Here is a 16,116-nt window from a genome sequence, read left to right as displayed (position 1 = left end):
ACCTTATTCTCCGCGCATGAGATCCAATGGAACCACGCAGCGGTGGCGGTCGGCTCGACGCCATCGGTTGCGGTAAGTTGGCCTCTGTTCATCGGCGTACGCCGTTGGATCGTGCGGACGATCAGGCGCAGAGAGGCTCCCGACGACGACGCGGATTGCCTTGTCCTCCCTATCCCAAGACGTATTTCCATCCATAGGGAGGACGACTGTGATTTCATTAATAAGGCATTCCAAGCGGGCAAGGCTCGCTCTTCTATTGTGCGTTGCGATTATACCGGTTCTTGCGCTTAGCGGCTGTGCGCCCGCCACTCCGTCTCACCCGATTACTTCGACATCGCATGGGTTCTTTAACCATTACTTCGTTTATACTTTCTCGAACCTGATCAAGTACTTCGGCAATGCGTTCCATGGGGATTACGGCTTGTCGATCATTGTCATGACGTTCTTCATCCGAGTGGCGATTCTGCCGCTTATGATGAACCAGACGAAGAAGCAATTCGCCATGAGAGAGAAGATGGCCGTACTCCAGCCGGAGCTGAATGCCCTGAAGGAGAAGTACAAGAAGGATAAGAGCGCGGACGCTCGCGGCAAGCAGCAGGCCGAGATGATGCAGCTGTATCAGAAGCATCAGGTCAATCCGCTTAATATCGGCTGCCTGCCGATGCTGATCCAATGGCCGATCACCCTCGGCTTCTATTACGCGATCCGCCGGACTCCGGAGATTGCGGCTCATAACTTCTTGTGGTTCAGCTTGGGCAAGCCGGATATGGTGCTTCCGTTCATCGCGGCGGCGGTTTATTTCATTCAATTCCGCGTGTCGCAGAAGATGACGGCCTCCTACCAGCAGAACGCGAATCCGCAGCTGGCGGTGATCGGGTACATTCCCCCGATCATGATGGGCATATTCGCCTTCGCCATGCCGGCCGCGCTGCCGCTTTATTGGGCGGTAGGCGGAATCTTCATCATCGTGCAGACGGTCTTGCTGAATAAGTGGTACAGGAAGCCCGTCCAGGAAGAGAAGAAGGACCAGCCGGTACTGGCGAAGTAAAGAATTGAGGATAAGGGCATGCCGCGAGCGATTGCGGCGTGCTTCTTCTATGTTAGACCGAATTGACATCAAACACGGTTATGGAGGGAATGCGAGTGTACAGCAACGAGCAGCAGAGGGTGATCGAAGCGGCCGAGAGGTTCAGCCGCTCGGAGCTGGAGAACGATTCTTCCGGCCACGATTGGTGGCATATCCACCGCGTGACCCGGATGGCGAAGCGGCTTGCCCGGGAGGAAGGCGCCGATTCCTTTATCTGCGTAACGGCAGCCCTTCTGCATGACGTCGCGGACGAGAAGCTGAACGAATCGAAGGAAGCCGGTCTTCGGAAGGTCGGAGACTGGCTGCAGGGCCAACCCCTTCCCGAAGAGGAGCGTGCCCGCATCCTGGAGATCATCTCCACGATGTCCTACAATGGCGGAACCAACCCGCCGATGAGCACGCTGGAAGGACGGGTCGTGCAGGACGCGGATCGCCTCGATGCCATCGGCGCGGTCGGAATCGCGCGGACCTTCGTCTATTCCGGTTGGACGGGCCGTCCCGTTCACGATCCAAGCCTGCCGCCCCGCGATTCCATGACCGCCAAGGAGTACCGGAACGATAAAGGGACGGCGATCAATCACTTCCATGAGAAGCTTCTCAAGCTGAAGGACTTATTCAACACTCCTTCGGCCAGAAGGATCGCCGAGGAGAGGCACCTTTATATGGAGCAATTCTTGGACAGGTTCCATCGGGAGTGGGAAGGCGAGCAATAAATCGATTCCATCGTCCATAAGAAAAGCACCCTCGGGTGCTTTTTTTGTTCCATATCCTATCGAGAGCCGCCGGAGTTGATGTCGCATTTGTTCTGGATGAACGAAATTTGGTTCTCCAGGCGGTTGATCCGCTGCTGCGACTCCGCGTCTTCGGCGCCTTGGCCGCGAAGCTCGGCAAGCTCCTGCTTGAGCTGATGCAGGTCATCCCCCGCATGGGAACAATCATAGTTGCTCTCCAGATTATCGAGCACGGAACCTCATCTCCTTCCATGATGTACTCCCCTATTATGGAGGCTATGCCGGATTTTATTCGGAGTCCAGGATGCCCCCTATTGACGTTTCCAACCAATCCCAATAAAATAAATCGTAATATTTTCAACAACGCAGAAGAAGGGTAAGTAGGCATACGAGAGAGGACTCAGAGAGCCGGTGGTCGCTGCGAACCGGTGTCCGGCGTATGATCGAATGGCCTTCCGAGTTGCTTCTCCGAACCGCCGCAAGGCGCAGTAGGGGATTGCCGGGCATCCCGCCGTTACCAAGGGGACGGTATCGAGACCGATCCAGGATCGTCTCCGCACCGTGAAGAGAGGATCGTTACGCCTGCTTCTCATGCAGCGGAACGGTCTAATTAAGGTGGTACCACGACAACTTCGTCCTTATCGGACGGAGTTTTTTTGACTTTAAAGGGGGTGATGGCCATGGAGGGCGGCTGGTGGCGATGGTCGGCGATACAACCATTCTGTTGCATTCTGTTGTTACCAACAAGGAGGATGTTAACCCATGAGAGAACGAGTTCTAACGGGAGACCGCGTAACCGGCAAGCTTCACCTTGGCCATTACGTCGGCAGTCTCCGCAACCGCGTTATATTGCAGGATCAATATGAGACTTTCGTGCTGCTGGCCGATGTTCAAGCGCTGACGACCCATTTTGACCAGCCGGATCGGATTCGGGGCCACCTGCGGGAGGTCGCTCTGGATTATTTGGCGGTAGGCATCGATCCGGAGAAAGCGACGATCTTCGTCCAGTCCCTTATTCCGGAGATCGCCGAGCTCACGGTTCTGTATTCCATGTTCGTTACCGTGAATTCGCTGCGGCATAACCCGACGGTCAAGTCCGAGTCGAAGAACAGCGGGCTGGATGAGATGTATTACGGATTCCTGGGGTATCCCGTCAGCCAGGCGGCCGATATTACGTTCTGCAAGGCTTCCATCGTTCCGGTCGGGGACGACCAGCTTCCGCACTTGGAGTTGACCCGGAAGATCGTTCGCCGATTCAACGAGCTGTATAAGCCGATTCTGGTCGAGCCCCGAGCGCTGGTAGGGGATATGCCCCGGTTGGTCGGTACGGACGGCAGCGCCAAGATGAGCAAGAGCCTCGGCAACTCGATTCCGCTCGATTCTTCCACCGAAGAGATCGCGGCTCGGATCAAACGAGCTACGACGGACCCGGCGCGCATTCACAAGAACGATCCCGGCCATCCGGAGATCTGCCCTATCTATTCGTATCATCAAGCTTTCCGGCCGGAGGGCGCCGAGGAGATCAAGGAAGGCTGCAGCCAGGGGAAAATGGGTTGCGCGGCGTGCAAGGGGCTCATCACGTCGGCGTTGGAGCGGCTTATCGAACCCATGAGGGAGCGCCGGGCGCATTACGAAGCAAGACCGGGCGCCGTCGACGAGATTCTGATGGACGGAACCAAGCGGGCGCGCGCCATCGCCAAGGAGACCATGCAAGAGGTTAGGGAGGCGATGAGCCTCGATTACTTCGAGGAGGGGCGCCGGGGGTTGGTGGAGTAATACCGGGAGAGAGTCGAGGTTGACGGTACTTCCACTTTGATCTGAATCGTAGCGGAACAGAATCGTAACGGAGCAGAATCGTAACGGAACAGAATCGTAACGGAGATTTGAGACCTTTACAGGTCCCAATAGACAGGTTTTGGATTTTAAAGGAAATCACAGCCCCTTAGCGGACGGTAACCCCTCTCGGCGAGGCTAAAATGCAAGATAAGCGTCTCATATTTCCGTAAGAATTTAGAAAGCCTATTTTCGGGAATGTAAGGGGCTGGGATTTCCGTTAGCGATAAGCGGTAAGCGATTAACGGTATGCAATAAGCTGTAACCATGAACGGTAAGCAGTGTAGGCCGTGAGCTGTAAGCCGTGAGCGGTATGCTAAGCCGTTAGCTGTGGGTCGAAAGCGTAGGCGGAACACCGTAAACCGGCCGTTAGTCGTTAGTAGCATGCAGGAAGTCGATACTCGCCAACGAGCAGAACGAGCGAAGCGACTCGCTTCGATCGAAGAAATCGCAGCCTATTGGTCTAAGCTATAAATCTCATAGTGACAATATATTTCAGCTATAGGCAATGGGAGAGTAGGATGGATATGGGAGTTCATCTTCGCTTCGATTAACAAGGGAGGAAGGCCGCATGTCCATTTATTCTTTTCACGCTGTCCGTATGGACGGCCGGCAGATCGAGCTTGAGGATTATCGAGGAAAAGTTCTGTTAGTCGTCAACACCGCAAGTCAGTGTGCCTACTCTCGCCAGTTCGCCGATCTGCAGAAATTGTATGAGAGCAAGAGAGCGCTGGGATTCGAGATTCTAGGCTTCCCATGCAATCAATTTAACGCAAGGGAGCCCGGATCGAATCCGGAGATCCAGCAGGAATGTTCAAGCAGAGGGCTGACGTTCCCGTTGTTCGAGAAGATTGAGGTCAGGGGGGCGAATGCCCATCCGTTGTATTCGTATCTAACCCGGCAAGCCCCATTCCAAGGCTTCGACCTTCAAACGGAGAGCGGAGAGTGGATGGATCGGTTCCTAAGGGAGAAGTTTCCGGAGATCGCCGGGGGAGACGGAATCAAATGGAACTTCACGAAGTTCCTGATCGACCGGTATGGCAAGGTCAGGGGGAGATTCGAACCGACGGTGGAACCCCGGGAGCTTGAATTGGATATCGAAGCGCTGCTTTAAGGCAAAAGGCCGCCGCCTCCGCGTATGGAAGGCTGGCGGCCTGTTTCTTAGTTAATCGGCAAGCTTATTCCTCTTCTTCCGTTACGCGAACCTCTGTCGGATTCGTGGTCACGGTGAATTCCGGGCCGGTCAGCGCCGTCTGGAAGGTGATAACGGCTTGGTTCGTGACTCTCTCGTCCGCGGGGACGCGTTGCGGTCGGGCTTGGAACGTGACGCGAACCGAAGCGCCCGGTTGAATCGTGCCGATTACGAGATTGGCAGGGTCGGCGCCCGGTCTTGTCTGGTCATTCACCTTAAGCGTATTCGGTATGAACTCAAGCGGCTCGGGCAGAACGTCGGCAAGCCGGACATTTAGGAGCGGCGTCTGGCCGACATTCGTGACGAGAATCGCATAGGTGATCCGCCCATCGACCGCGACCTCGTCGGAGGAAGCGGACTTGGCTGCCGTGAGAGGCGGAACGACGACGGTCACCGCTTCCTCCGTGGACTTGGACGGGGCATGCACGGCAACCGCCGTAGCGACGTTCGCGATCCGCGAGCCGTCGGCCGCGTCGAGCGGCACGGTGAAGGAACGCTGCAGACGAACGGACTGTCCTTGCGGAAGCGAAGGAATCGTCTCGACAAGGCCGAGCAGCGGGTCCGTGATTTGCAGGAAGGACAGCGTTGAATTGCCGGTATTGGTCACGACGATCGTATAGACGATCGTATCGCCCGGATGGGCGGTCGTCCGGTCCGCCGTCTTCACGATGGTGAAGTCAGGCACCGGCAGCACCGTAACGATGGCCGTACTGGATACGGGGCCGGCCTGATCCGATGTCGCCGTTGCCGTATTCACGATCTCGGTACCCGCAGGCGTTCCGGGGGGGACGACGGAGTTGACCGTAAACGTTCGCGATTCGCCTGCAGGAAGGGAGGGAATGAGCTGTTCGAATTGCAGCACGGGATCCGTGACCCGGACGTTCGTCAAGGGGGCATTGGAAGGGTTGGTTACCGTGATCGAATAGCGGACGGTATCCCCGGGGTTGGCGGTCGTTCGGTCCGCCGTCTTGACGATGGTCAGGCTGAAGTTGGGAGGTAGGATAGGAGTCACGACGACGTTGGAAGGAATCTCCCCCATGTTAATCTCGCCGCCCGGCACGCTCTGGTATTGGAAGTCGACGAGCGCTTGGTTCGAGATCAGGCCGTTCTCCGGAAAAGAGACGACAAGCGCTTGATACGTGACAACAACCGCCTCGTCGGGAGCCACGGAGCCGAGCGACACTCCGGTCGTCGGATCTCCCGGCACCGACACCCCGTTAACCGTGATGCTGCCGGGAACGAAGACGGTATCGTTCGGCAGGCTGTCGAGCAGGAACATCGCATTCGCGGATACCGTCCCGGTATTCGCGATGACGACCGTATACGTCAAGATCTGCCCGATCTCGGCGACTTCGGCGTCAACGCTCTTCTCGATAGTGATGCGCGGGGAGTTGATATCGATATAGATGCCGACTGCTATGACCGAATAGCCGTCATTGGTCGTGCGAAGCTGGAAGGCGGCCGAGGTCTGATTGTTCGTCAGCGTCTGGGAGATATCGACGTTCGTGATGTCCCAGCTCTGCCGTCCCCCGACGATTTGGGTGCCCGGATCCCCGTTGATCTGGTTCCGGTCGCCGAACGTTCCGGACGTGTCCAGGTTCCCGGTGTCGTCGTTAATCTGCGAAGCGAAGAAATTGTTCAGGAAGTTGTTCGGTCCGGACAGGTTGACCAGATCGGCCTCCGTTGGCCCGAATAGCACTTGATCCCCTCTCTTGTTGGCGTCTCCGTCTTGAGCGCATAGCGCCATGCGGCCGCTGACCGGTCCTTCGATCGGCGTGGCGAAGCCGGTGATCGTCGTCGTCACGGAAGGGTCGCTTCCGGTAGCAATCTCGACGATGCCTACGTTCAAGCTCAGGTTGCGGAACGGCAAGCTCGGATTCTCATAGACGACGCACAGCGTCCAGCCGCAGCTGTTCGCGGTGCTGTTGCCGAGGTCGATATTCCCGACGACTCCTCCGACCGTGTAGGTTCCTGCGCCTGCCACTCGAACCAGCTCTGTGACATTAGCGGACCTAAAGTAGTTGTCGGTCGCGTTGCGATGGGAAATCTGAGCGGTGGCGGGATCGGGAGCGATGCTGAAGGTCATTCCTGCCGGCGTCCTCATCGAAACCGACTTGTCGATAAAGGCGAAGAAATTGTTCGTTCCGCCGGTAACGTTATACGTCCCTGCCCAGACAAGCTCGGCATAGAGCACCTCGCTGCCGGCCGGCAAACGCAAGATGGCGCTGGCGCTGTCGAGGTTGAAGTCCGAGGTCGTCCCGGGCGGGTAGCTGCCGAACTGGCTGGACGTATCGACCGTCGTGAACGCCCCGATAAAATCGCGCGTGCCGGGCACGCCGTCGACATTCGATCGGCTCAGCCCCAAAGTATTGCCGGTAAAAGTAATAGCTCCCGTATCATTAGCGTCAAACCGCAAGACTAAGGGCACCTTAAAGCCTCCTGTTCCTTCTCAGGTTATCCATCCAATATATGAACGGACGGTAGGCGAAGTTCCGCGGCTTCGAGGCTTGATGCCGTTAAGAGGATTCACCGAGAGCCTTGATCCTCCCCGTGCTCCCTCGAACAATGGGCGAAAAGGCCGGATCGATGACGATCCGGCCTTACGTAGAGGGAGGTTATGGGGCCTTAAGTTCATAAGCCTGGACTTGGACGATATAGGCAGCCAAGCTGCTCTCGTCATCGGCATATTTGCGGACATCCCCGTCGAATGCTTCTTCGACCTGAGAACGTGCGACGGTATATGTCTCGCCGCCTGCTCCTTCGATATAGGCATGGATGGTATCGACGTTGCCGATCAAGCTGAACAGGATGGCCGCGTTGCGGAAGAAGACCGCATTCCGTTCTTCTATTTGGATCACGCCGGTGAACCCTGCTTCCGGCTTGTAATGGAAAGTAGCTCCATAAGGAGGGGCGACGGTGTGAAGCTCCATGATTCCCCCGGTCAGCCCCTCCGGGCGCGGCATCCGCTGAATCAGGTTGCCGACGTTGCCGGCTGCTCCGACATAAGGCGTCTTATAGCGAAGCAGCTCTTGGATCGGATAACCTTCGACCATCTTTGGAGAACGGGGAGCGCTAAGAGGTTCCGCAGCCTGCGCTCCTGGGTTCACCGCAAGTCCGGCGACGGCGATCAGGACAACGAGGAAGGAGAGGGCTAGACCTCTAGGGCTCGGCGCTCTGAACCGAACGATATGCTTGATTCTAGATGCGACATGATTCTCGCCGAAGGCAAGAGGCCCGCCTCTCGCCCACGAATGACCCGACGCAAGGGACAGCAGCGATTGCGAATATCCTTGCCGGTTATCCACGCCGAGCGACTTCAGAACGCTTTCGTCGCAGGCCATCTCCATGTCTTTGCTCATTCTGCCGTAGGAGATCCACAGAAGAGGGTTGAACCAATGAACGATCAAGGCCAGGTAAGCGATCGGCTTGATCCAATGATCCTTCCGCCGGATGTGCGCCCGCTCGTGTTCCGTTATATAACGCAGCTCCGACTGGCTAAGCCCGACCGGAACGTAAATCTTCGGGCGCAGCAGACCGAACGCGAACGGGGAAGCGATCTGATCCGTTTCGTATACGTTCTCCCCTATTAGAGTTGCCGTTCGAATTTTGTTTGCCGTCCGCCAATATGCGAGCAGGCCATGGAGGAGCAGAATGACAACTCCGCTTATCCAGACGGCGCAAGCCAAAGCCATGATGATCTGCAGGGGATTGGCGCTATGCGTCAGAATGGCCCCCGGCAGACTGGAATTAACCGTTCGGTCGATGAGCCGGATTCCTGTCGCGATCTCCGGCCGCTTCATCATGTCGATATCTTGAGGAATGTATTCCAGCCGGCCCGAGTCGCTCTGTCCCGCGTTCAGCAAGCTGAGCAGGCTGAAGCCGGAGACGAGCGTAACGGGGGTGACCATGCGCAGAAGCACGACCGACCATAACGCGTAAGAATAGACCCTCGGCGCCCTTCGCAGCAGCAGCCGGATAATCAGGACGACCGCGGCCGCATACGACGCGGTAATGCTCATATTGAGGACGGTAGTGAACGTACCGACAAGTCCGTTCATTCCGCAGCCTCCTCGATAATGCGCTTCAGCTTCTCCGCCTCTTGAGGGGTCAGCTTCTTCTGGTTCAGGAACGCGGTCAGGAACTTCGGAAGGGAGCCGCCGAAGCTTCTCTCGATCAGCGCCTCGCTCTCGTGCTTCTGCACCTCATCCCGCTTAACGATCGCCGTAACCGTCGCATTCTCGTTGCTCAGGATTCCGCGCGAGCATAATTTGCGAAGGACCGTATAAGTGGTCGACTTTTTCCAGCCCAGGCTCATCTGGCATAGCTTCACAAGCTCCGTGGAATTCACCGGCTCGTGCTCCCAGATCAGGCTGACGAATTTATATTCCGCGTCGAACAGCTTGTTGTTGTCCATATCGATTCCTCCTTAGGAGGTTTACTTCGGTAAACCCAAACCTTGACTCAAGTTTATCGGAGTAAACCTCATAATGCAAGAGGTCGATTGTTCATGGAAAATAAATGTACAAACCATTCGGAAGTACCATGGATTCTCGGAGTCAAGTGAAGTAGAATTAAGCCTTGTTTTTGCAAAATAAGCCAATAGAAGGGTTGGGCGGTCATGCTGCGTATTGGATTGATCGGCGATTACGATGAGCAAGTGAAGGCGCATATCGCGATTCCGAGAGCGCTGTGGCTTGCGGCGGAGGTACTGGAATGCGAAGTAGAGGCGGATTGGATTCCGACAACGAACCTGGAGCGGGATGTAGAGGGCCAATTGGCGAAGTATTCGGCGCTCTGGTGCGTTCCAGCCAGCCCTTATGCCAGCATGACGGGAGCCTTGAACGGAATCCGCTATGCCAGAGAGAACGGCTTGCCGTTCCTGGGATCATGCGGAGGCTTCCAGCACCTGATCATCGAATTCGCCAGGAACGTTCTTCGTATAGAGGATGCGGATCACGCGGAGACGAATCCGGCGGGTTCAGCGCTTCTGGTGGCGCCGCTCGCTTGCAGCGTAAGCGAGAGGGACTTCGCCTTCCGGCTCGTTCCGGGCACGAAGGCGGCGGCAAGCTACGGCGTGCTGGAGATCGTCGAGCAGTTCGGCACCTGCAACTACGGCTTGGTTAAGGAATACGCGCCGCAGCTGGAGCAAGCCGGGCTGCGGATTGCCGGCCGCGATTCGGACGGCGAGATCCGGGTTATGGAGCTCGACTCCCATCCCTTCTTCATCGGGACGCTGTTCCAGCCGGAGCGTTCGGCGTTCGCCGGGCGAGCTCATCCTCTGATTACGGCCTATGTTAGATCGGCTATGGGCAAATAGCCTATCGTACGGAATTTGAACCTGGCGCCCTTTGTCGTCCGTTTATGCGGACGCAGAGGGCGTTTTTGGCTTGTCTTTGACGGAATAACGGGATTTGACAAGGGGAAGCTAGAAGAGTAAAGTGGGGGTTGAACAAACGTTTTGAATAAATGTTCAAAACAATTGTTCGATATTCATATACTTTCTGTTCATCATACATTGCGAAGGAGAATGGCTATGAATTACAAGAACATCACGGTTGCCGGAAGCGGCGTCTTGGGCAGCCAGATTGCGTATCAAACGGCGTTCAAGGGCTTCCGGGTAACGGTTTACGATATCAACGACGAGGCACTTGGCAAGGCCAAGGACCGCATTCAGAAGCTGAAAGCTCGTTATCAAGAGGATCTGGGAGCGACGCAAGCGGAAGTCGACGCCGCTTATGACCGCATGTCCTTCAACAGCGACTTGGCCGCTGCGGCAGCGGACGCGGATCTGGTCATAGAAGCGATTCCGGAAGTCGTTCCGATCAAGACGGACTTCTATACGAAGCTCGGCCAAGTCGCTCCTGCGAAGACGATCTTCGCTTCCAACTCTTCCACGCTGCTGCCGAGCCAATTCGCCGAAGCGACCGGCCGTCCGGCGCAATTCCTGGCGCTGCACTTCGCGAACGAGATCTGGAAGAACAACACGGCGGAGATCATGAAGCATCCCGGCACGGACGCCAAGGTGTTCGATGACGTGATCGCCTTCGCGCGCGCAATCGGAATGGTCGCCCTTCCTCTGCAGAAGGAGCAGCCGGGCTACATTCTTAACTCCCTGCTCGTTCCTCTGCTGGACGCGGGTCAACGCCTCCTGGTCAAGGGAATCGCCGATCCGGCGACGATCGACAAGACCTGGATGGTCGGCACCGGCGCCCCGCTCGGACCGTTCGGCATTCTCGACGTGGTCGGCCTGACGACCGCCTACAACATCGGACTCGCCAAGGCGCAAGCCACGGGAGACGAGGAGATGCAGAAGGTCGCGGACCTGCTCAAGACCGAGTACATCGACAAAGGCAAGCTTGGAGTCGCGACGGGAGAAGGCTTCTACAAGTATCCGAATCCGGCCTTCCGCGCGCCTGACTTTCTCAAGAGCTAACGCTTGATTTCTTATCAGGGGAGCGGTCCCGCGGCGATTCGGCCTGCGGCGGCGGCTCCCCGTTCGGTTTGCTTGCTTCTCACGGGCGCCTCGGACTACTATAATGGACAAAGCAGGGTATTCGGAGAACAAGAGTAAATGGAGATCAGAGATGAACAAAGACAAGAATCGGATCAACGACGATCGGGACAAGAACAGGGAAGTGAAGGACCAGATTCTGCGGGCGGCCCGGAGCCTGTTCTCGACTCATGGCTACGAGGGCACGACCGTCCGGCAGATCTGCGACGAGGCCGGCGTATCGCTCGCGCTCGTCTCGTACCACTTCGGCGGCAAGGAGAAGGTGTTCTCCGCGCTGTTCGACCCTATTCGGGAGATCTTAACGAATTCGCATTACGATCTATCCGATTCGATGAACGAGCTGATCCGCTTCTGCCGCGTGTTCGTGATCTTCCGGCATCAGCAGCGCGAGCTGTTCAACATCATGCAGCATGAGCTGCTGCTGAGGAGCCCGCGGCTGGATACGTTGACGGACGTCTTCCTCCCGACCTGGGAGCAGCTGCGGGAGATTCTGAAGGCTTGCGCGGAGCAGGGGCATGTCGAGTACCGGTCGCTGGATATGGCGATCAACTTCGTCATGGGGACGCTGATGTTCTCGCTGAACAATCCGTTCCTCAATCCGTCGGAGACCGACTTCTCTCCGGAAGAAGCGGCGGATCTCGCGATCGGCTACATGCTGGACGGCATTCGAAGGAGAGACTAATTTTTCGGGTCGATTGTATATGAAAAATCGTATCTATTTTCCCGAAAGGAAGGTTTCGGAATAAATAAGCTCGAAAAATCGCATACATTTGGACCTCATTCGTGCAAACCGGGTAAATGGGTATGAAATTTCGAATAGAAACGGTTATCTGGCGTTGTTTGTGATTTTTATATTCGAAATTTCATATATAACGCCAACAGGGCTGCCTTCTGGCAGCCCTTTTTTTGGTGAGGTCCCATTCGCGATAGGCATATTAAGCGCGGAAATGCACCTAGTTGAGCTCATAATTAAACGAATTCCGAAATTTGGTGCACAAATGCACTTAATTTAGAGGCAATGGTACTCTGCAGGAGAAAAGAAGTGCACTTTCGCGCTTAATTGGTGGGTCCTCTGCCTCGTCGTCCGCTTCCTGAAGGAGATCCATCCGCCGTTTCCCTGTTTCAGCTCTCCGCAATAAGCGCGAGTAAGGCAGCCATTTCGGAGGCCATGGACGCCGAACGGTGTAGTTGATTGCGCTACGGATGAACCTTGCCGACAGCCGGCTTGTCGGCCGTCTTGCGGCGCTTGACCGGGCTGGCGCACACCCGCCCGACGTATTCGTCGAACGCCGCCGCCAGCGTCTCGTGCTGGAACTGCGTCTTGGCGCGGCGATAACCCGCGCGGACAAGCCTCTCCCGCAGCGGTGCGTCGCTCCGGATGCGAACGACCGCGCTCGCGATCTCGCTCGTCGATTCCGGATCGACCAGCAGGCCGGTCGCTTCGTCCAGCACGGCCTCCGAGGCGCCGCCGGATCGGCCGGCGATGACCGGGACGCAGGCGGACGCCGCTTCCAGGTAGACGATGCCGAAGCCTTCGGCGTCGCCCTGCTTCAGCTCCCTGGCCACCATGATGAACTGGTTCGCCAGATTGAAGTACTCGTTCAGCCACTCGCTGCCGCTCACGCTTCCCGCGAACCGGACTCTATCCGCCACGCCGTGCGTTGCGGCCAGCCCTTCCAATCGCTCCCGCTCGGGGCCGTCGCCGACGATGAGGTAAACCGCGTTCGGAATGCGCTCCAGAATGGAGGGCAACGCCTCGATCACCTTATCGTGGCCCTTGCGCCTAACGAGCCGGCCAACGGTAAGCAGCACGTATTTGCCCTCAAGCCCGTGCTGCCGGATTAACTCGGCGTTCGGCTCGGCCTTCTCGTAGAGCGCCTCGACTCCGGGATTCACGATGGAGATTCTCCTTGGCTCCACCCCGTAATCCAGAACGAGCTTCCTCGTATATTCGCTGTTCGTCAGCACCCCGTCGGCTTTTCTGAGGATGAGCTTTACGATCTGGTTCAGCAAGAGGAACCGGCGGAACATCAGCATATCCATTCCGTGAGTAGAGATGATATATCGTCTTCCCCCGAACGCGCGGAACAACAAGCCGATAAAACCGATTAGCACGTAGCCGTACAGCGTGACGTCCGGTTCTTCTCTGCGCAGCGTCCGGCGGACATGGCGGAACAGGCTGCCCCAGCGCTTCGCGTCGACTCCTTCGTTCCGCAGGAAGTCTCCTCTTTGAATCCGGAACGGCTGCCTCCGGTCGAACTCGGCGCTGCCCGGATATTCGGACGCAAGAACGGCGATGTCGTGCTTGGTATGCTTGGAGAGGTTGTAGTAATAATTCTGCATGCCCCCGATTCCCGGCGGGAAAACCCCCGTGACGAGAACGATTTTCCTACGCTTCATCCCTCTTCACCCTTCTTGGCAGATAGTTGTACGCATGAACGAGCAGCCAGAACAGCACCTCGGCAAGAACATTCCACAGCCTAGCGATCACCGATATGTGCAGCGCGGCGCCGGAATCGAGCTTCTGGGACAGGAAGTACACGAGGAAGCCTTCCCGCACGCCGAGCCCGCCCGGAAGAGGGCTGAGCAGCCCGATCAGCCACGAAGCGGCGAAAGTCCCCGCAGCGTAGAGAATTGGGATCTCGCCTTGGCCGAAGCTGTTCGTCATGAGCCAGAAGGCGGTCCCCATGATGAAGTGGCTGGTCAGAAAACAAAGCAAGCACCCGAAGAAGCGATGGCGAGGCATGACGGTCAACGGCTCTCGCGGACCACTCTCGTTGTCTGACGCGCTCCTCTTAAACGGTTTTAAGAGGTTGCGCAGGACCTTCCATCGGGAGACGAAAGCGAACGCTCTCCAGATGTCCGAGGCCAGGCGGGGATAGAAGAAATAAGCCAAGGCGAGCAAGGCCAGCGCGCCGAGAGCCAGCGGAACCGCAGGCACGAGGCCAAGCATCGCGACCAGCAATAACGAATACACGAGTGCGGCGGCAACGAGCAGAACGTTCTCATAGACGACAGAAGCGATCAGGGCTTCGAATGGAACGCCCTCGCGCTTCGCAAGAACGATGCGGCCCGCGTAATTCCAGATCCCGCCGGGAATATATTTGGCGAATTGCGAGTCGATGAATACCCGGAGGCCGGCCCGCATTCGCAGCTTGGGCGATCGTTCGGAATCCGGGGAGCTCGGCATCACTGCCCGGAGGATGAGCACCCAGATCCCGGCTTGCAGCATAAGGAACAGCGAGAACAACAGCAGCGAAGCATAGAATCGGGCATTCGCATGGAACAGGAACGACGCGATCTCCGAAGGCTCAATCGGAATGTTGCGAGCCAGAAAATAGAGAATGACCGCAGCAAGCGCCGATTTGAGCGCCGCCGGAGCGTACCTCCGCCATGCCGCCATTGCCACGCCTCCTCACGTATGCGTAGAAGCCATTCCTTCATTGTAAAGCCGAAGTGTAAATGCAGGTTAAACGGCGATGCCGATTGGGGTCAATTCGCTATCGGAATGGCGAACGAAGTCGTCGAGGCGGAAGGGGAGTAGGCAGGGCGGTGGAGGGCATAAAAGGCATGAAGATAGAGAGCATGACGATAGAGAGCTTGAAGTTAATAAGCATGAAAATAGAGAGCATAAAAAGAGCAAAAGAGTAACGCGCCTCTTCTGCTCTTTTTCCCTTGCTTACGCTGCAAGGTTCCGATGGATACGTACAAGCTATTCGGCGTCGATCCATCCATGACCCCGAGCGAGATCTTCCGCTCGCGCAACGAGGGCGGCACGAAGGGATTCCCGGCCGATCCGGCCTACTAGGAGACCGTCGTCCCGCTGTGCGGATTCCACGAGGGCAAGCTGATCGGCCTCGGGATCGTGCCGGTATCCTTGACCCGCGGCAGCGAACCGCACCGCCGCGGACGTCCTTACTTGGCGGAAGGCGAAGCCGCCAAGGCGATTCTCGAGAAGTTCGCCGAGCTGTCCAAGCTGTTCGGCGCCGAGATGACCGTCGATGCGGAGACGGGACGGGCGTTCGTGAAGCTTGCATAAGGCATGGTCCGATGTTGCCTTGAATAAACAAGATCAGCTCGTTCTGGCCGATGAAGTTGCCGAGGCTGTAGAAGATCGGCTTGCCGTTATACAGCGCCATGCCGCGCAGCAGGTGAGGGCCGTGGCCGATCAGCATGTCGTGGACCGGGGGGGGCGGCTCAGGTGCTGCACGAGAAGCAGGAGAAGCTGAAGGGGCGTCCGAGAAGGTGTACCGAATCCATTGGGGAGAGCAGCATAAGGTTGAAAAAGGAGAAGAGACGCCGCGAGGGCATCTCTTCTTTGTTATTGGCTATGTTAAATCTTAATGTTAAAAAATAACCGCCCCGTAAAAGGGCGGTTTAATAAGTTATCGTGCTTCGTTAGGTGGATGACTTAATAAAGAATTACTCAGCATGTTTAAAGTTTTTATCATTCTTCCCTTCCATTGGAGCAACGCCATTTTGAGTTATATCTTTGTTTTCTGATTTATAGTTATATTTGTAACCATAAATGACGTTCGGCTCATCGTTAAAAACGACATTAATGGCGTAAGGACCTCCGAACTTGCTTTCTCCTGATTTATAATATTTAACTTCGATATTAAACTCACTTTCTTTGTAGCCTTTTGAAATAAGATGTGCGACCACTTTCTGTTTAACCGATTCTTCAGATTCCGGCGGTCCTGAAGATATATTGCAACCAGTTGAAAGAATACTTATTGCCAAAATGATAATTAACAACGCA

The 16,116-nt window shown here is 56.4% G+C and carries 15 protein-coding genes and 1 pseudogene; 8 read left to right on the top strand and 8 right to left on the bottom strand.

The features are described 5' to 3' along the window. The first annotated feature begins 208 nt into the window (after positions 1–208). A complete protein-coding gene (yidC, locus tag ELR57_RS09630; RefSeq protein WP_238162469.1) occupies positions 209–1,048 on the top strand; it encodes a membrane protein insertase YidC in 840 nt (279 codons plus the stop codon). A gap of 89 nt (positions 1,049–1,137) precedes the next feature. Further along, positions 1,138–1,800: an HD domain-containing protein gene (locus ELR57_RS09625; protein WP_126958839.1), complete on the top strand. Its 663-nt coding sequence runs from the start codon at positions 1,138–1,140 to the stop codon at positions 1,798–1,800. 56 nt (positions 1,801–1,856) lie between these two features. Here the strand turns inward: ELR57_RS09625 and ELR57_RS09620 are convergent, their stop codons facing one another. Further along, on the bottom strand, positions 1,857–2,051 hold the full coding sequence (locus ELR57_RS09620) for a DUF2524 domain-containing protein (RefSeq protein ID WP_126958837.1): 195 nt from the start codon (positions 2,049–2,051) through the stop codon (positions 1,857–1,859). 529 nt (positions 2,052–2,580) lie between these two features. Here ELR57_RS09620 and trpS point away from each other — a divergent pair. Both trpS and ELR57_RS09610 read left to right on the top strand, forming a co-directional pair. Beyond that, complete coding sequence (gene trpS / locus ELR57_RS09615; RefSeq protein WP_126958836.1) at positions 2,581–3,594, top strand: tryptophan--tRNA ligase; 1,014 nt, start codon at positions 2,581–2,583, stop codon at positions 3,592–3,594. A 628-nt stretch (positions 3,595–4,222) separates the two neighbouring features. Continuing rightward, on the top strand, positions 4,223–4,765 hold the full coding sequence (locus tag ELR57_RS09610) for a glutathione peroxidase (RefSeq protein WP_126958834.1): 543 nt from the start codon (positions 4,223–4,225) through the stop codon (positions 4,763–4,765). 64 nt (positions 4,766–4,829) lie between these two features. Here ELR57_RS09610 and ELR57_RS09605 read toward each other — a convergent pair whose 3' ends face one another. The 3 genes from ELR57_RS09605 to ELR57_RS09595 all read right to left on the bottom strand — a co-directional run bounded on the left by ELR57_RS09605 (position 4,830) and on the right by ELR57_RS09595 (position 9,257). Next, positions 4,830–7,271, bottom strand: a complete 2,442-nt coding sequence (locus ELR57_RS09605) for a DUF7507 domain-containing protein (RefSeq protein WP_126958833.1) — start codon at positions 7,269–7,271, stop codon at positions 4,830–4,832. 187 nt (positions 7,272–7,458) lie between these two features. Next, entirely contained in the window at positions 7,459–8,901 is a 1,443-nt protein-coding gene (locus tag ELR57_RS09600) for a M56 family metallopeptidase (RefSeq protein ID WP_126958831.1), read from the bottom strand. After that, the gene (locus ELR57_RS09595) at positions 8,898–9,257 is read right to left on the bottom strand and encodes a BlaI/MecI/CopY family transcriptional regulator (RefSeq protein ID WP_126958829.1); all 360 of its coding nucleotides are present in this window, start codon (positions 9,255–9,257) and stop codon (positions 8,898–8,900) included. The genes ELR57_RS09600 and ELR57_RS09595 overlap by 4 nt, the downstream gene beginning before the upstream one ends. Before the next feature lie 204 nt (positions 9,258–9,461). Between ELR57_RS09595 and ELR57_RS09590 the strand changes: the two genes are divergently transcribed. The 3 genes from ELR57_RS09590 (at position 9,462) to ELR57_RS09580 (ending at position 12,036) form a co-directional block, all read left to right on the top strand. Then, positions 9,462–10,160 (top strand): CTP synthase C-terminal region-related (seleno)protein, encoded by a 699-nt coding sequence (locus tag ELR57_RS09590; RefSeq protein WP_126958828.1) that lies wholly within the window; start codon positions 9,462–9,464, stop codon positions 10,158–10,160. A 216-nt stretch (positions 10,161–10,376) separates the two neighbouring features. After that, the gene (locus tag ELR57_RS09585) at positions 10,377–11,276 is read left to right on the top strand and encodes a 3-hydroxyacyl-CoA dehydrogenase (RefSeq protein ID WP_126958826.1); all 900 of its coding nucleotides are present in this window, start codon (positions 10,377–10,379) and stop codon (positions 11,274–11,276) included. A gap of 151 nt (positions 11,277–11,427) precedes the next feature. Beyond that, the gene (locus tag ELR57_RS09580) at positions 11,428–12,036 is read left to right on the top strand and encodes a TetR/AcrR family transcriptional regulator (protein WP_126958825.1); all 609 of its coding nucleotides are present in this window, start codon (positions 11,428–11,430) and stop codon (positions 12,034–12,036) included. A gap of 515 nt (positions 12,037–12,551) precedes the next feature. Here the strand turns inward: ELR57_RS09580 and ELR57_RS09575 are convergent. Both ELR57_RS09575 and ELR57_RS09570 read right to left on the bottom strand, forming a co-directional pair. Next, positions 12,552–13,754: a glycosyltransferase family 4 protein gene (locus ELR57_RS09575; protein WP_126958823.1), complete on the bottom strand. Its 1,203-nt coding sequence runs from the start codon at positions 13,752–13,754 to the stop codon at positions 12,552–12,554. Next, a complete protein-coding gene (locus tag ELR57_RS09570) occupies positions 13,744–14,757 on the bottom strand; it encodes a lysylphosphatidylglycerol synthase domain-containing protein (protein ID WP_126958821.1) in 1,014 nt (337 codons plus the stop codon). The genes ELR57_RS09575 and ELR57_RS09570 overlap by 11 nt, the downstream gene beginning before the upstream one ends. A 462-nt stretch (positions 14,758–15,219) precedes the next feature. Between ELR57_RS09570 and ELR57_RS28270 the strand changes: the two genes are divergently transcribed. After that, a complete protein-coding gene (locus ELR57_RS28270) occupies positions 15,220–15,393 on the top strand; it encodes a hypothetical protein (protein ID WP_158629977.1) in 174 nt (57 codons plus the stop codon). A gap of 58 nt (positions 15,394–15,451) precedes the next feature. Here ELR57_RS28270 and ELR57_RS28490 read toward each other — a convergent pair. Beyond that, positions 15,452–15,529 (bottom strand): annotated as a pseudogene (locus tag ELR57_RS28490) (CapA family protein); the annotation flags it as partial. Positions 15,530–15,776: 247 nt separating this feature from the next. Further along, positions 15,777–16,112, bottom strand: coding sequence for a DUF3139 domain-containing protein (locus ELR57_RS09560; protein WP_202866406.1), 336 nt, complete (start codon positions 16,110–16,112; stop codon positions 15,777–15,779). Between the last annotated feature and the right edge of the window lie 4 nt (positions 16,113–16,116).

Origin of the sequence: Cohnella sp. AR92 (assembly GCF_003990975.1) — a bacterium.
GTDB lineage: Bacteria > Bacillota > Bacilli > Paenibacillales > Paenibacillaceae > Cohnella.
This window is presented reverse-complemented; position numbering and strand designations above follow the sequence as displayed.

What these genes read in the sequence shown, in the direction of transcription:
- ELR57_RS09625 (WP_126958839.1), top strand. Translation starts at nt 1,138, where the DNA reads ATGCGAGTGTACAGCAACGAGCAGCAGAGGGTGATCGAAGCGGCCGAG.
- ELR57_RS09575 (WP_126958823.1), bottom strand. Translation starts at nt 13,754, where the DNA reads ATGAAGCGTAGGAAAATCGTTCTCGTCACGGGGGTTTTCCCGCCGGGA.
- trpS (WP_126958836.1), top strand. Translation starts at nt 2,581, where the DNA reads ATGAGAGAACGAGTTCTAACGGGAGACCGCGTAACCGGCAAGCTTCAC.
- ELR57_RS09610 (WP_126958834.1), top strand. Translation starts at nt 4,223, where the DNA reads ATGTCCATTTATTCTTTTCACGCTGTCCGTATGGACGGCCGGCAGATC.
- ELR57_RS09580 (WP_126958825.1), top strand. Translation starts at nt 11,428, where the DNA reads ATGAACAAAGACAAGAATCGGATCAACGACGATCGGGACAAGAACAGG.
- ELR57_RS09585 (WP_126958826.1), top strand. Translation starts at nt 10,377, where the DNA reads ATGAATTACAAGAACATCACGGTTGCCGGAAGCGGCGTCTTGGGCAGC.
- ELR57_RS09600 (WP_126958831.1), bottom strand. Translation starts at nt 8,901, where the DNA reads ATGAACGGACTTGTCGGTACGTTCACTACCGTCCTCAATATGAGCATT.
- ELR57_RS09570 (WP_126958821.1), bottom strand. Translation starts at nt 14,757, where the DNA reads ATGGCGGCATGGCGGAGGTACGCTCCGGCGGCGCTCAAATCGGCGCTT.
- ELR57_RS09590 (WP_126958828.1), top strand. Translation starts at nt 9,462, where the DNA reads ATGCTGCGTATTGGATTGATCGGCGATTACGATGAGCAAGTGAAGGCG.
- ELR57_RS09595 (WP_126958829.1), bottom strand. Translation starts at nt 9,257, where the DNA reads ATGGACAACAACAAGCTGTTCGACGCGGAATATAAATTCGTCAGCCTG.